Origin of the sequence: Pseudomonas frederiksbergensis, from assembly GCF_003732705.1 — a bacterium.
Lineage (GTDB): Bacteria > Pseudomonadota > Gammaproteobacteria > Pseudomonadales > Pseudomonadaceae > Aquipseudomonas > Aquipseudomonas frederiksbergensis_F.
Genome location: NZ_MOBR01000006.1, coordinates 400,787 through 415,236, shown reverse-complemented (window position 1 = coordinate 415,236; position 14,450 = coordinate 400,787). Strand labels below are relative to the sequence as shown.

Sequence of the window (14,450 nt, the reverse complement as noted above, 5' to 3'; positions counted from 1 at the left end):
GGCGATTATGCAGTCACCGCAGGAATTTCGGGCTCAATCACCGCAACCAACCCTTCCTTCATCCGCTTGGCATCGCGCACAAAACACCGCGACGCCATAAACAGAAACACCATGGTGAAAAACAGCGCCACCGGGATCAGGTACATCGCGTCATGCAGCCCGACAGCCTTGAACGCCTCGGTCATCTGTTCGGCGCCCGCCGCCAGCATCGCCGTGTTGGCGAAGTGATCGGACAAACCACCGACCACCACCGGCCCCAAGCCACCGCCCAATAAATACAACCCGGCAAAAAACAGCGCCATCGCCGTGGCCCGCAGGCGCGGTTCGACCACGTCCTGGATCGCCGTGTAAACGCAGGTGTAGAAGTTGTAGGCGAACAGCCAACCCAGGCTGAACACCGCGACAAACACGCCAATCTCAATACGCCCGGCGTGCAGCGCCCAGGCTGTACACACGGTCGAGATAATCAAACTGAACGCAGCAAACAACAGTCGTCCATTGGCCACCCGCTGGTGGATCTTGTCGGCGACCCAGCCGCCCAACGTCAGGCCGAACAGCCCGGTCACCCCGACGATCACCCCCGTGGCCACCGCCGCTTCATGCAACGGCATCAGGAAGTAGCGCTGCAGCATTGGCACCAGGAAGGAGTTGCAGGCATAGGTCGCGAAGTTGAAGCACAACCCTGCCAGCACCAGCCAGAGGAAGGTCGGCACCGCCAGCACCCGACGGATCGGCCGGTCCACGCGCTCCTGGGAAACCTGTACGGTTTCCGCCGCGCCGCGTTTCGGTTCCTTGATGAAAAACATGAAGATCGCCAGGATCAACCCCGGCACTGCCGCGATGAAAAACGGTGCGCGCCAACTGTCGAAGGCCTTGACCATTGCGCCGATGGTGAAAAACGCCAGCAACAAGCCTAGTGGCAAACCCAGCATGAAAATGCCCATCGCACGCGCGCGGCGGTGGGCCGGGAACAGGTCGCCGATCAGCGAATTGGCGGCGGGTGCGTAACTGGCTTCACCGATACCGATGCCCATCCGCACAATCAGGAAACTCCAGAAACTGCCCACCAGCCCGTTGACGGCGGTCAGCCCGCTCCACACCGCCAGGCCCCAACCCATCAATTTGGCGCGGGAACCGGTATCGGCCATGCGCCCCAGCGGCAGGCCGGCAATCGCATAAACGATGGTGAATGCCGTACCGATGATCCCCAATTGAAAGTCGCTGAGGTGCCATTCCATGCGAATGGGCTCGATGATGATGGCGGGGATGGTGCGGTCGAAGAAGTTGAACAGGTTGGCCAGGAACAGCAGGAACAGAATGCGCCAGGCATTCGCCGCTTGGGTCGAGTTCTGCATGGGGTCCGTCTCTTTTATTGTTATGAAGGCGTCGCTGCCCCCGGAATCTGCAATCTAGTCAGGCGCGCGCGGCGTGTCTGTCATCATTCGCCAGCCTGATATCAAGCCATGCCAACCGCAATTTCCCATACACCGCATGCCCACTGTGGGAGCGGGCTTGCTCGCGAAGGCGTCGTGTCAGCGACATCATCATTGACTGACCCGCCGCTTTCGCGAGCAAGCCCGCTCCCACAGGGGAATGGTGGTGTTTGGGAAGGCTCGACCAGGCATTGAAAAATACCTGTGCGCCCCCCTTCCCAAGTCCAGGCCGAAGCCTAGAATAGCGGCCTGATCTACCCCACCGTTGCCCCCATCCCTCTTTGACTATCGCCCATGTCCGAAGCCAGTCCGTGTCTGAATTGCGGTGCCTGCTGTTCTCATTTTCGCGTGTCTTTTTTCTGGGGTGAATGCACCTCGGCAGGGGGAACGGTGCCCGACGATCTGGTCGCGCCGATCAGCCCCAGCCGGGTCGCCATGCTTGGCACCGACTGCAAGCCGACCCGCTGCACCGCCCTGGTGGGCGAAGTCGGCAGCACCGTGCAGTGCTCGATTTATGATCAGCGCTCCAGCACTTGCCGGGAGTTCGATGCCTCGTGGGCCAATGGTGAGGCGAACGTAGATTGCGATGCCGCGCGGGCGGCATTCGGGCTGCCCGCCCTGCAACCGGAGTTTGAAATACCCTATGAACAGAGCGCCTGACGCTTAGCGCCAATCGCTATCAAGCTCATACCGAAATCATTGGCGTCACCGTGCCATCACGACTTGCGCTCTGTACATGACCTCTATACTCCAAAGCATTCGCCAGGGTTCATGGCGCAGAGACGGGGCATGCTATGGAGTGGCTTGGTTTGCAGTTCCTTACCGAGCTGCCGGAAGGCGGGCAGGTCATACTCAACTGCACCCACAACCCTTTTTTGGTGCTGCTGGCCTATGTGGTGGCGAGTGCGGCCGGTTTTGCCACGCTGGACATGACCGAACGGGTCGGTCATGTGGAAAAGTCCGGAACCCAGCGACTGTGGCGCTGGGTCGGCGCCGGATGCCTGGCGGGCGGTATTTGGGCCATGCATTTCATCAGCATGCTGGCGTTCCAGGCACCGGTCGAAATTCACTACCAATTGCCCGTCACCCTGCTTTCGCTGGTATTTGCCCTGACGGCCTCTTATCTGGCGATGCACACGCTTAGCCACCCGGATCTCAATGTCTGGCAATACCTGCGGGCCGCCGTCTGGATCGGACTGGGCATCGCGACCATGCACTACGTGGGCATGACCGCCATGCATTCGATTGCAACGGCCTATTACGACCCCACCCTGTTCGCCCTCTCCATTGTTATCGCCATTGGCGCCAGCCTCGCTGCCCTGCTGATTTCCAGGCACCTGCGCGATGGCACCGGACTGTTTCATCAACTGCGCAAATTCACTGCCAGCCTGGTGCTTGGGGCCGGCATCGTCAGCATGCATTTCACCGGCATGGCGGCGCTCACCCTGGTGGTGCCGGTCGGCAGCCTGCCCTTCCTGCCCGGTGATAACAATCACCTGCAGTTGGGGCTGACGGTGGCGGTCATGACCCTGTTGATCATCGGCAGTTGCATCAGCGCGGCACTGGCCGACAAGAAACTGCAAAACAAGGAACACGACCTGCGTCGGGTCAACACGCTGCTCAGCCAACTGGACCAGGCGCGCATGTCGCTGCAACAGGTGGCGCACTATGACCCTCTGACCAACCTGATCAATCGCCGCGGCTTTAATCAGATCTTCGCCGAGAAACTGATCGAAAAAACCAACGAGGGCGGCATGCTGGCGGTGATGTTCCTCGACATCGACCATTTCAAACGCATCAACGACAGCCTGGGCCACGACGCCGGCGACGAATTGCTCAAAGTGCTGGCAGGCCATATCAAAGGTTCGGTGCGCAGCCACGACGATGTGGTGGCGCGCTTCGGTGGCGACGAGTTCTGCATCCTCATCGGCCTGCACGACCGCGAAGAAGCCCGGCACATGGCCCAGCGCATCATGTTCAAAATGAAAGAGCCCATCGAGCTGTCAGGCCGGCGCATGGTGATGACCACTAGCATCGGCATCAGCCTGTTCCCCGAGGACGGCAAGACCTGCGAAGAACTGCTGAAAAACGCCGACCTGGCGCTGTATCAGTCCAAGGGCAGCGGCCGCAATAGCCTGCATTTCTTCAACCCTAACCTGCGGACCCGGGCCACGCTGGAACTGCAACTGGAAGAAGAATTGCGCCATGCCCTGCGCGAAGACGTCGGGCTGAAGCTGTATTACCAACCGATCTATGAGCTGAAAACCGGCCAGGTCACCAAGCTCGAAGCGCTGATTCGCTGGCAACACCCGATCCATGGCTTGCTCACGCCCGACCGTTTCATCGCCATCGCCGAGGCCAACGGGCTGATCGCCGAACTAGACAACTGGGTCCTGTGCAAAGCCTGCGAAGACTTGGGCGAGTTGTCCCGACACGGCTGCGAAGCACTGAAAATCGCGGTCAACTGCTCGCCCCTGAACCTCGCCCGGGAAGAACTGGCCGACGAAATCGAAAAAGTCCTGCGCATCACCGGCGTCGCACCCGAGCGCCTCGAGCTGGAAGTTACGGAAAACGCGCTGATGGGCAACATCGCCAATACCCTGGTGCTGCTGCGGCAGATCCGTGCCCTCGGGGTATCGCTGTCGATCGACGACTTCGGCACCGGTTATTCATCCCTGGCTTACCTCAAGCGCCTGCCGCTGAATACGCTGAAGATCGATCGTTCGTTCATCCAGGACATCCCCAAAGCCACCCCGGACATGGAGATCGTCCAAGCGATCATCGTCATGGCCCACACCCTGCATTTGCAGGTGGTCACCGAGGGCGTCGAGACGCTGGAGCAATACGAATTTCTCGAACGCCACGGCTGCGATTTCGTTCAGGGCTACCTGCTCAGCCGCCCGGTGCCGCTGGAGGAACTACGTCCGGTGCTGAGCGAAATCAACCAGCGCAAACACGCACACACCGTCAGTCCATTGAGCCTGGCTCGCGGTATAACCGGACTAACGTTGACGGGTCCTTTTCCAAATAGCCCCGGCCCCCATGCAGGCGCATCAATTGTGCGGCCAATCCGCTGATCGGCGTGGCCGAGCCCTGCTCGCGAGAAAACTTCACCGCCGTGTCCAGGTCCTTGAGCAGCGTGCGCACGTGCCATTTCACCGGTTCGAAGCGGCTTTCAGCCATTTGCGGGGCAAGGATCTGCAACGGTTTGGAATCGGCGAACCCGCCGGCCAGCGCTTCGGCGATCAGGCTGGCATCGACGCCTGAACGTTCCGCCAACGCCACCACTTCGGCGATCACCAAGGCATTGCAGGCGACGATCATCTGATTGCAGGCCTTGGTCACCTGGCCGGCACCGACGGCGCCCATATGAGTCACCCGTTGCCCCAGACTCAGCAACACCGGCCGCACACGCTCAAGATCCGCCGCTTCGCCACCGACCATGATCGCGAGGCTACCCGCCTCGGCACCGACCACCCCACCCGACACCGGCGCATCCAGCCAAGCCATGCCGGATTGGCTGGCCAGTGCTGTGGCCATTTCCCGCGTGGCGGTGGGCTCCAGGCTGGAAAAGTCCACCAGCAGCTGACCACTTTTCCCACCCTCGGCAACGCCTGCCGGGCCAAACACCACCTCGCGCACCACTGCCGTGTCCGCCAGACACAGCATCACCACCTCTGCGTGCCGGCACAGTTCGGCGGGCGTCGCCACCTGCCGCGCTCCCGCTTTGACCAATGGCGCGCACCTGGCCGGATTGCGGTTCCATACCGTCAGCGGATAGCCCGCAGCCAGCAAGCGCTGGCACATCGGCAGGCCCATCAGGCCAATTCCGGCGAATCCGAGGGAAGGTAAAGCGGCCATCATTTTGCCTCCTTTTGATTAAAGATCGCCGAATACTGGCCGATCCATCATAAATCAGGAATGGACTCCCCTGAGCGGCGCACCGGCCAACGCCCTGTCGCTTGGGCAATTTGCACGCGCAAAAAGACGCGTAAACACATTCCGTGAAGTTCGATGACACCTTGTTGTCGAGCCAACCAGTCCAGGCACATGGCGCACAATGACTTCTAAAAATAATCCGGCCACTGCGGTATCCGATTTGACGTTGAGCCCAGCGGCCAACAGCCCTTCATCGTCGAAGCCATTGATCCCGTCGCGCCCGCTGGCGACCCAGCAGTACCTGTACTTCACCGAAACCAATACCGACCGCATCCTCGATAACCTCGATGGTCTGCGCGACATGGTGTTCCCGCGCCCACCGCACCTGGAAGGCGACGGCGAACAACACAGCGAGCAGGAATTCCCGTCGGTGTGCCTGATCGGCCTGGGCCGTTGCGGTTCGAACATTGCGCTGGACGTGGCCGAACTGGTGTACAACGCGCGCAAGTTCTACCTCAACGAATTCAATAACGAAGATCGCCTGTCACCGGACAAACGCTACGCCGAAAAAGGCTACAGCCCGGCGCAGTGGATTCGTAACAACCTGCGCCTGGGGCCGAACAAGGCGACCAAACCAGTGTTCCTGGTCGAGCCGCTGGTGATGCTCGGCGACTTGGATAAGGACATCGCCGGTCGCATCCGTTTCTCGCGCAAGGGTGAAAAAAGCGGCTTCCTGCGCGACTACAGCAAAATGAAAATCATGGACTTGTCGGAAGTCCACGCCGGTGGCGCCGGTAACGCGCCGATCCTCGGCCAGTACCTGGCCAAGATCATCCTGAACAAGGACACCCAGCGGTTCTCCAGCCCCGACTGGAAGATGATTCACTCGTACCTGATCGACAGCTGCGGGATCAAGGCCAACCAGTCGCGCCTGTATTTCTCGATTTTCAGCGCCGGCGGCGGTACCGGTTCGGGCATGGCCTCGGAATTCGGCCTGGCCCAGCAGCACTCGTACATGAACAAGACGTTCGACACCAAGCCGATGGACGAGCACGACAGTAAAAGCGGCCACGCCTTTGTCTTCGAGCCGATCTTCACCAGCGGCATTTGCGTGCTGCCAAACATTTCCGACCATCGCAGCGAAATGTCCGAGGCGCTGCACATCAACGCCGGGCGCCTGCTGTGCAAATACCTGTCGGAAGAATGGGACTTTTCGTACAACTTCGACAATGAAGACAGCAGCGAAGCCAGCGTCATGGGGCGGATCCGCCCCTGGAACGCGATGATGCTGATCTCCAACGACATCATGCGTTATGCCGAAGAGAGCGATGACGGCAACATCCAGAACATTGATGTCAATGCGATGGAAAAGCACGCCAACCAATACATCTCGCAGCAGATCTTCAACATTCTGACGGCGCAAGCGGTCACGACTGACTACGACCAGAACTATTTCCGACGTGCCGGCATCGACATCGGCGAAACCATTCGCCTGGACGCCAACGACCTGTTCATGAGCCTGGCCGGCCCGGTGGCGATTGCCTACGCCGAGTCCGTGGTGCCGGAAACCCCGGCGCCGAGCAGCGACAAATTCAAGGTGTTCGATAAAGAGCCACAGCGTCTGAACATCGACGACCTGTTCTTCCGCTCCATCGACCTGCCGCACTTCAACAAGGTCACCCAGGCCATCGAAGGCATCAGCCTGTTGCCGATCGAGTCCAAGCGCTATCGCGCCTCGCTTGAGCAGTACAAGAATTCCGGGTATGACGCGGCCGCGTTGCACGACCTGCACTTCTTCAAGAACTGCTCATCGGTGGTGTCGATCGTGTCGTTGCCCAAGGACTACAAGCTGTCCTACATGGACCTGAACCGCTTGAAGACCCACCTCAACAGCCTGTTCCCCAACACCACGCTCAAGCGTTACGCGCTGGTGATCGGCGCCTCGGCCAACCTGTCGCTGACCACCCTGATCGCCAAGAGCCCGTGCCTGTCGGACGACTTCCTGACCCTGATCGTGGCCTTCATCAAGCGCTGCTTCGCGAAGAACCCGTACCGCTTTGATGAAACCCTGGACAACTCGATCCTCGACTTCATCATCCATGAAGACTTCGACGAAGACCTGATCGACGACTTGCTCAACGAGTTCGAAAACCCGGCGAAGATCCTCGACACCAACTGGTACGCGATCAAACCGATGTACGAGAAGAAGTACCGCGAGCTGATCAGCGACAAGGACAAGTTCGTGTCGATCAACGACATTCGCCTGTCCCGTGATTGCGTGAAGAAAGCGATCAAATACCTGCGTGAGATTTATCGTCACCGGATTGGCAAGACCAAGGTTATTTCGCTCAATAACCACACCGGCAAGACTTTCTAAGCCAAGCGCAAGACCGAGTCGCCGCCATCGCGAGCAAGCTCGCTCCCACAAGGACCGCATTCCTCCAGACGGAACGCGGTCCCTGTGGGAGCGAGCTTGCTCGCGATGGCGGCCTCAACTTCACCGCTAATGCGTAGGAATGCCTCAATGGACGCTCCGCGTCCGCTTTTGGGACGCGGAGCGTCCCGGGCTGCATTCCCACGCGGAGCGTGGGAACGATCACATCCAGAAACAATTAAGCAGCCCGCAGGCTGCTCATAAAACTGTTCCCGTTACGTGCACGTCACCCTCTTCAAGACCCTTCTGTGGCCTTTCTCTACGGCAACATGCCATCACGCTACTCACCTACACACTTTTAGCCGATAAAGCGGCGCACTTATTTGGTGCAACCTGTCAGCTCGTCGCCCTTTCCTGGATCAGAATCCACGGCGAAACCACCACGGCCCACAGCTGCGGATCGCGCTCGAAAAGATCCAGCGCCCGCGTTTCAGAGAGCTTGGCGAGTGTGTCGGCGGCCAGCCAGGCAGCGACTTTCTCGCCTTCGTCCGTCGCCACGGCTTCGGCGGCGGCGATCAAATCCAGGCTCGGGTCGACCCACAATAGGGCACCCTTGGCGAAGAACGGTTCCAGTTCCTTCCAGGTAATAGATGCGGTCTCACCAAGCAGTTTGGCATAGAGGGTGCTAGGTTCTTGAGTCATGGGTCCTGTCCGGAAAAGAAATCGACGCGAATGATAACGTCGGTGGTCCGGCAGAAAAACCCGGATGCAATTGAGTCACCGAATGAAAAGCGCAGGAAAGCCAAGGAATGCTGATGAATCAAGCGATTAGCCAGCTAACAACCCGCCGCATTTCTGTATATTTCTTTCAAAATAGCGACACCCTCAGGTTTTGCCCCCCGGCGCTGCCTTCCCAGGCTAACAATCGGCGCTCTACACTGTACCGGTACAGTTGCCGGGGGCATTTTCCGGAGGATATCCAAGATATCTGACCCGGTTCTGCTGCTACGGCGCCAGGACTATAAAAACTACAACAGTAAGAGTGGAGCACTATGACTAAGGCTACTAAGCAGATTTCCAAACTGTTTGCCGCTATGGTTCTGGCCGGGGTTGCCAGCCATTCGTTCGCAGCTGACACCATCAAGATCGGTATCGCCGGCCCTAAAACCGGCCCGGTAGCCCAATACGGCGACATGCAGTTCAGTGGCGCCAAAATGGCCATCGAACAAATCAACGCCAAGGGCGGCGTCGACGGCAAGAAGCTCGAAGCTGTTGAATACGACGATGCCTGCGATCCGAAACAAGCCGTGGCTGTAGCGAACAAAGTCGTCAACGACGGCGTCAAGTTCGTGGTCGGTCACCTGTGCTCCAGCTCCACTCAACCCGCTTCGGACATCTACGAAGACGAAGGCGTGATCATGATCACCCCGGCTGCCACCAGCCCGGACATCACCGCCCGTGGTTACAAAATGATCTTCCGTACTATCGGTCTGGACAGCGCCCAGGGCCCTGCCGCCGGTAACTACATCGCCGATCACGTCAAACCGAAAATCGTTGCTGTGCTGCACGACAAACAGCAATACGGTGAAGGCATCGCCACCGCCGTGAAGAAAACCCTTGAAGGCAAAAACGTTAAAGTTGCCGTGTTCGAAGGCATCAACGCCGGCGACAAGGACTTCTCCTCGATCATCGCCAAGCTCAAGCAAGCCAACGTCGACTTCGTCTACTACGGCGGCTACCACCCGGAGCTGGGTCTGATCCTGCGTCAATCCCAGGAAAAAGGCCTGAAAGCCAAGTTCATGGGTCCGGAAGGCGTGGGTAACGACTCCATTTCGCAGATCGCCAAGGACGCTTCCGAAGGCCTGTTGGTGACCCTGCCGAAATCCTTCGACCAGGATCCGGCCAACGTCGCCCTGGCTGACGCGTTCAAAGCCAAGAAAGAAGACCCGAGCGGTCCGTTCGTGTTCCCGGCCTACTCGGCCGTTGAAGTCATCGCCGGTGGTATCACTGCCGCCAAGAGCGAAGACCCTGCCAAAGTGGCTGCTGCCATCCACGCCGGCACTTTCAAAACCCCGACTGGCGACCTGAGCTTCGACGCCAAGGGCGACTTGAAAGACTTCAAATTCGTGGTCTACGAGTGGCACTTCGGCAAACCTAAAACTGAAGTTTCGCCTCAGTAAGGCGTTGCCTGACTGACTGCCAATAAAGCCCACGGCGTGCCGTGGGCTTTGTTTTACGAACGTATTGGGCCGCGCTGGCGTGATCCGCCAGTCTCCCCACCTGAAAATCTCAAAACCGTCATCAGCGGTTCGCTGGCAAACCTCGAATTCGAAGTGGATGCAGATCCACGGGGCTCGAGCGGGAAAATGACTCCACCAGTGAAATGCGTATCAGGTTTTTAGGAGCGCTGTAATGCCTGACATCTATCACTTCTTCCAACAGCTGGTTAATGGTCTGACCATTGGCAGCACGTATGCCCTGATCGCCATCGGCTATACGATGGTTTACGGCATCATTGGAATGATCAACTTCGCCCACGGCGAGGTGTACATGATCGGTTCCTACGTGGCTTTCATCGCCATCGCGGGCCTGTCCATGATGGGACTCGACAGTGTTCCGCTGTTGATGACCGCCGCTTTCCTCGCCACCATCGTTGTCACCAGTGCCTACGGTTACAGCATCGAACGGATCGCCTACCGCCCCTTGCGCGGCAGCAACCGTCTGATCCCGCTGATTTCCGCCATCGGCATGTCGATCTTCCTGCAGAACACGGTTCTGCTGGCGCAAGACTCCAAGGACAAATCCATCCCCAACCTGATCCCCGGCAATTTCTCCATCGGGCCAGGTGGCGCACAAGAAGTGCTGATTTCCTACATGCAAATCGTGGTGTTCGTGGTGACCCTGGTCGCCATGCTCGGCCTGACGCTGTTCATCTCCCGCTCTCGCCTGGGTCGTGCCTGCCGCGCCTGTGCCGAAGACATCAAGATGGCCAACCTGCTGGGCATCAACACCAACAACATCATCGCCCTGACCTTCGTCATCGGTGCCGCACTGGCGGCCGTCGCGGCCGTGCTGCTGAGCATGCAATACGGCGTGATCAACCCGAACGCCGGTTTCCTCGTCGGCCTCAAGGCCTTCACCGCTGCGGTACTGGGCGGTATCGGCAGCATCCCCGGAGCCATGCTCGGCGGGATTGTGCTCGGGGTAGCGGAGGCCTTTGGTGCCGATATCTTCGGCGACCAGTACAAGGACGTCGTGGCGTTCGGCCTATTGGTTCTGGTGTTGTTGTTCCGGCCTACCGGCCTGTTGGGCCGTCCGGAGGTTGAAAAAGTATGACTAGGAATCTTAAACAGGCGTTGTTCAGTGCGCTGTTAGTTTGGGCTGTTGCGTATCCGGTACTCGGGTTGAAGCTGACCATCGTCGGCATCAACCTCGAAGTCCATGGCACCAGCACCTCAACGCTGATCACCATCGCCGTGTGTTCGGTGTTGATGTTCCTGCGGGTGCTGTTCGACCAGCAGATCAGCGCGGCGTGGAAATCCTCGCCAAACATGCCAGTGATGCCGGCCAAGGCCAGTAACTTCCTGACCCTGCCGACCACCCAGCGCTGGATCATCATTGCGCTGATCGTCGGTGCCCTGGTGTGGCCGTTCTTCGGCTCGCGCGGCGCGGTGGACATCGCGACGCTGGTGCTGATCTACGTGATGCTGGGCCTTGGCCTGAACATCGTGGTCGGCCTGGCTGGTCTGCTCGACCTCGGTTACGTCGGTTTCTACGCCGTCGGCGCCTACAGTTATGCGCTGCTGTCGCACTACTACGGTCTGAGCTTCTGGATCTGCCTGCCGATTGCCGGGCTGATGGCGGCCACCTTCGGCTTCCTGCTCGGCTTCCCGGTCCTGCGTTTGCGCGGTGACTACCTGGCGATCGTGACCTTGGGCTTCGGTGAAATCATCCGTCTGTTCCTGCGTAACCTGACCGATATCACCGGTGGCCCGAATGGCATCAGTAATATCGAGAAGCCCACGTTCTTCGGCCTGACCTTCGAGCGTAAAGCCGCTGAAGGGATGCAGACGTTCCACGAGTACTTCGGCCTGGAATACAACTCGATCAACAAGGTGATCTTCCTTTACCTGATCGCGTTGTTGCTGGCGCTGTTCGCGCTGTTCGTGATCAACCGCTTGCTGCGCATGCCGTTGGGCCGTGCCTGGGAAGCGCTGCGTGAAGACGAAATCGCCTGCCGTGCGTTGGGCCTGAACCCGACCATCATCAAACTCTCCGCGTTTACCCTCGGTGCCTGCTTCGCCGGTTTTGCCGGCAGCTTCTTCGCCGCGCGTCAGGGGCTGGTGACACCGGAGTCCTTCACCTTCATCGAATCGGCGACCATCCTCGCCATCGTGGTGCTGGGCGGCATGGGCTCGCAACTGGGTGTCGTGCTCGCCGCCACGGTGATGATCCTGTTGCCGGAAATGATGCGTGAGTTCAGTGAATACCGCATGTTGATGTTCGGCGCCTTGATGGTGCTGATGATGATCTGGCGTCCTCAAGGCCTGCTGCCCATGCAACGTCCTCACATGGAGCTGCGCAAATGAGCCGCGAGATCCTAAAAGTCGAAAATCTGAGCATGCGCTTCGGCGGCTTGCTGGCGGTCAACGGCGTGGCCCTGACCGTGCACGAGAAACAGGTCGTGGCATTGATCGGCCCGAACGGCGCCGGCAAGACCACCGTGTTCAACTGCCTGACCGGTTTCTACAAGCCGAGCGGCGGTAGCATCCTGCTCGACGGCCAGGCCATCGAAGGCCTGCCCGGCCATGAGATCGCCCGCAAAGGCGTGGTGCGTACCTTTCAGAACGTGCGGCTGTTCAAGGACATGACGGCGGTCGAGAACCTCTTGATCGCCCAGCACCGCCACCTGAACACCAACTTCCTGGCCGGTCTGTTCAAGACCCCGGCGTTCCGCAAGAGCGAGCGCGAGGCCATGGAATTCGCCGAGTACTGGCTGGACAAGGTCAACCTCACGGCTTTCGCCAACCGTCCGGCCGGCACCCTGGCCTACGGTCAGCAACGTCGCCTGGAAATCGCGCGCTGCATGATGACCCGCCCGCGGATCCTCATGCTCGACGAACCGGCCGCCGGCCTGAACCCGAAGGAAACCGAAGACCTCAAGGCGCTGATCAGCGTGCTGCGCAACGAGCATGATGTGACCGTGCTGCTGATCGAACACGACATGAAACTGGTCATGAGCATTTCCGACCACATTGTCGTGATCAACCAGGGCACGCCCCTGGCCACCGGCACGCCGGAACAGATCCGCGACAATCCTGAAGTGATCAAAGCCTACCTGGGGGAAGCGTAAATGCTGCAATTCGAAAACGTTTCCACCTTCTACGGCAAGATCCAGGCCCTGCACAGCGTCAACGTGGAAATCCGCCAGGGCGAAATCGTCACCCTGATCGGTGCCAACGGCGCGGGCAAATCCACTCTGCTGATGACGCTGTGCGGTTCGCCGCAAGCCCACAGCGGCAGCATCAAATACATGGGTGAAGAACTCGTGGGGCAGACCTCGGCGCAGATCATGCGCAAGAGCATTGCCGTGGTGCCGGAAGGTCGTCGGGTGTTCGCCCGTCTGACCGTGGAAGAAAACCTCGCCATGGGCGGCTTCTTCACCGACAAGGGCGATTATCAGGAACAGATGGACAAGGTTCTCGGACTTTTCCCACGCCTGAAAGAGCGCTTTGCCCAACGCGGCGGCACCATGTCCGGCGGCGAACAGCAAATGCTCGCCATCGGCCGTGCGCTGATGAGCAAGCCCAAGTTGTTGCTGCTCGACGAGCCGTCACTGGGCCTGGCACCGATCATCATCCAGCAGATCTTCGACATCATCGAACAACTGCGCAAGGACGGTGTGACGGTGTTCCTGGTGGAGCAAAACGCCAACCAGGCACTGAAAATCGCTGACCGCGCGTACGTTCTGGAGAACGGGCGAGTGGTGATGCAAGGGACTGGTGAAGCGCTGCTGACTGATCCGAAAGTGCGTGAGGCGTACTTGGGTGGTTGAGGTTTTGCGGTGAATAAAAAACGGCCTTCGGGCCGTTTTTTTTGCTCTGACTGACAGCGACTACAGACCCAATTGACTTTCTGCGTAGTCTATCGCGGCCTGAACGGTTGTAATTTTTTCAGCTTCTTCGTCAGGAATTTCTATTTCAAATTCCTCTTCCAGCGCCATGACAAGTTCAACCGTATCCAGGGAATCGGCGCCTAGATCTTCAACAAAGCTGTTGGAGTTCTTCAACTCTTCCGGCTTCACGCCCAAATTGTCACAAATTATTCTTTTTACACGCGCTTCTATGTCTGACATTTCTCTCGCTCCCTGATCATCAATTTTCAATTCTTGAACCAAGCGTCTCGTTCGGACCAAGGACCCCAGCGACCTGCAGCATGTTACTAACGGCATGCAGAACGCCCATATCTTGAAGCGTCGCTTTGCCTTTCAAAATTCGGCGAAGGCAGTAATACATCGTCAACTCGCCCAAGGCCGCGCTGCCATCGAGCATTCTGCGCTCGACAATGACTTTTGACTTTACGTGGATCATTGTTTCCAGATAGTCATTCAACTCGACTTTGTTCATGACATTGCTCCTGTTCAGTAACCTGCCTGACTTTCAATGTATTAGCCGATTGAGCAGTTTTCTACTGTCAGAAATAACAGGTGTCGATAACTAATCACGATGAACAACTTCTGTTTATTCCAAAAACTCTTATCACGT

At 58.6% G+C, this 14,450-nt stretch carries 13 protein-coding genes; 8 read left to right on the top strand and 5 right to left on the bottom strand.

What is annotated here, in order from left to right; all coding sequences use genetic code 11:
• Positions 1-5 precede the first annotated feature (5 nt).
• Entirely contained in the window at positions 6-1,355 is a 1,350-nt protein-coding gene (locus BK667_RS06835) for a spinster family MFS transporter (protein WP_123597139.1), read from the bottom strand.
• A 372-nt stretch (positions 1,356-1,727) separates the two neighbouring features.
• Between BK667_RS06835 and BK667_RS06830 the strand changes: the two genes are divergently transcribed.
• Entirely contained in the window at positions 1,728-2,093 is a 366-nt protein-coding gene (locus BK667_RS06830; RefSeq protein ID WP_123597138.1) for a YkgJ family cysteine cluster protein, read from the top strand.
• A 134-nt stretch (positions 2,094-2,227) separates the two neighbouring features.
• Positions 2,228-4,510, top strand: a complete 2,283-nt coding sequence (locus tag BK667_RS06825; protein ID WP_123597137.1) for a putative bifunctional diguanylate cyclase/phosphodiesterase — start codon at positions 2,228-2,230, stop codon at positions 4,508-4,510.
• On the opposite strand, the gene BK667_RS06820 is transcribed toward BK667_RS06825, so the two are convergent.
• Complete coding sequence (locus BK667_RS06820; protein WP_185058175.1) at positions 4,401-5,297, bottom strand: NAD(P)-dependent oxidoreductase; 897 nt, start codon at positions 5,295-5,297, stop codon at positions 4,401-4,403. The two genes, BK667_RS06825 and BK667_RS06820, sit on opposite strands and share 110 nt — an antisense overlap.
• 196 nt (positions 5,298-5,493) lie before the next feature.
• Here BK667_RS06820 and BK667_RS06815 point away from each other — a divergent pair, with 196 nt between their 5' ends.
• Complete coding sequence (locus BK667_RS06815; protein WP_123507397.1) at positions 5,494-7,689, top strand: hypothetical protein; 2,196 nt, start codon at positions 5,494-5,496, stop codon at positions 7,687-7,689.
• 393 nt (positions 7,690-8,082) lie between these two features.
• Here BK667_RS06815 and BK667_RS06810 read toward each other — a convergent pair whose 3' ends face one another.
• Positions 8,083-8,388, bottom strand: a complete 306-nt coding sequence (locus BK667_RS06810; protein WP_054615938.1) for a DUF2288 domain-containing protein — start codon at positions 8,386-8,388, stop codon at positions 8,083-8,085.
• A gap of 350 nt (positions 8,389-8,738) precedes the next feature.
• Here BK667_RS06810 and BK667_RS06805 point away from each other — a divergent pair, with 350 nt between their 5' ends.
• From BK667_RS06805 to BK667_RS06785, 5 genes are all read left to right on the top strand, one after another.
• Entirely contained in the window at positions 8,739-9,866 is a 1,128-nt protein-coding gene (locus tag BK667_RS06805; protein ID WP_123507393.1) for a branched-chain amino acid ABC transporter substrate-binding protein, read from the top strand.
• A 232-nt stretch (positions 9,867-10,098) separates the two neighbouring features.
• A complete protein-coding gene (gene livH, locus BK667_RS06800) occupies positions 10,099-11,022 on the top strand; it encodes a high-affinity branched-chain amino acid ABC transporter permease LivH (RefSeq protein ID WP_123507391.1) in 924 nt (307 codons plus the stop codon).
• Positions 11,019-12,275: a high-affinity branched-chain amino acid ABC transporter permease LivM gene (locus tag BK667_RS06795; protein WP_123507389.1), complete on the top strand. Its 1,257-nt coding sequence runs from the start codon at positions 11,019-11,021 to the stop codon at positions 12,273-12,275. Before livH ends, BK667_RS06795 begins: the two co-directional genes overlap by 4 nt.
• Positions 12,272-13,039 (top strand): high-affinity branched-chain amino acid ABC transporter ATP-binding protein LivG, encoded by a 768-nt coding sequence (livG, locus tag BK667_RS06790; protein WP_123597136.1) that lies wholly within the window; start codon positions 12,272-12,274, stop codon positions 13,037-13,039. Before BK667_RS06795 ends, livG begins: the two co-directional genes overlap by 4 nt.
• Positions 13,040-13,741 (top strand): ABC transporter ATP-binding protein, encoded by a 702-nt coding sequence (locus BK667_RS06785; RefSeq protein WP_059407957.1) that lies wholly within the window; start codon positions 13,040-13,042, stop codon positions 13,739-13,741.
• Positions 13,742-13,801: 60 nt separating this feature from the next.
• Here BK667_RS06785 and acpP read toward each other — a convergent pair whose 3' ends face one another.
• The gene (acpP, locus tag BK667_RS06780) at positions 13,802-14,041 is read right to left on the bottom strand and encodes an acyl carrier protein (RefSeq protein ID WP_123507385.1); all 240 of its coding nucleotides are present in this window, start codon (positions 14,039-14,041) and stop codon (positions 13,802-13,804) included.
• A gap of 19 nt (positions 14,042-14,060) precedes the next feature.
• Positions 14,061-14,312, bottom strand: a complete 252-nt coding sequence (locus tag BK667_RS06775; protein WP_123507383.1) for a hypothetical protein — start codon at positions 14,310-14,312, stop codon at positions 14,061-14,063.
• Positions 14,313-14,450: the final 138 nt, after the last annotated feature.

Coding starts and splice junctions, on each gene's coding strand:
- BK667_RS06805 (WP_123507393.1), top strand. CDS start 8,739: ATGACTAAGGCTACTAAGCAGATTTCCAAACTGTTTGCCGCTATGGTT.
- acpP (WP_123507385.1), bottom strand. CDS start 14,041: ATGTCAGACATAGAAGCGCGTGTAAAAAGAATAATTTGTGACAATTTG.
- BK667_RS06820 (WP_185058175.1), bottom strand. CDS start 5,297: ATGATGGCCGCTTTACCTTCCCTCGGATTCGCCGGAATTGGCCTGATG.
- BK667_RS06835 (WP_123597139.1), bottom strand. CDS start 1,355: ATGCAGAACTCGACCCAAGCGGCGAATGCCTGGCGCATTCTGTTCCTG.
- livG (WP_123597136.1), top strand. CDS start 12,272: ATGAGCCGCGAGATCCTAAAAGTCGAAAATCTGAGCATGCGCTTCGGC.
- BK667_RS06795 (WP_123507389.1), top strand. CDS start 11,019: ATGACTAGGAATCTTAAACAGGCGTTGTTCAGTGCGCTGTTAGTTTGG.
- BK667_RS06825 (WP_123597137.1), top strand. CDS start 2,228: ATGGAGTGGCTTGGTTTGCAGTTCCTTACCGAGCTGCCGGAAGGCGGG.
- BK667_RS06815 (WP_123507397.1), top strand. CDS start 5,494: ATGACTTCTAAAAATAATCCGGCCACTGCGGTATCCGATTTGACGTTG.
- BK667_RS06785 (WP_059407957.1), top strand. CDS start 13,040: ATGCTGCAATTCGAAAACGTTTCCACCTTCTACGGCAAGATCCAGGCC.
- BK667_RS06810 (WP_054615938.1), bottom strand. CDS start 8,388: ATGACTCAAGAACCTAGCACCCTCTATGCCAAACTGCTTGGTGAGACC.
- BK667_RS06830 (WP_123597138.1), top strand. CDS start 1,728: ATGTCCGAAGCCAGTCCGTGTCTGAATTGCGGTGCCTGCTGTTCTCAT.
- BK667_RS06775 (WP_123507383.1), bottom strand. CDS start 14,312: ATGAACAAAGTCGAGTTGAATGACTATCTGGAAACAATGATCCACGTA.
- livH (WP_123507391.1), top strand. CDS start 10,099: ATGCCTGACATCTATCACTTCTTCCAACAGCTGGTTAATGGTCTGACC.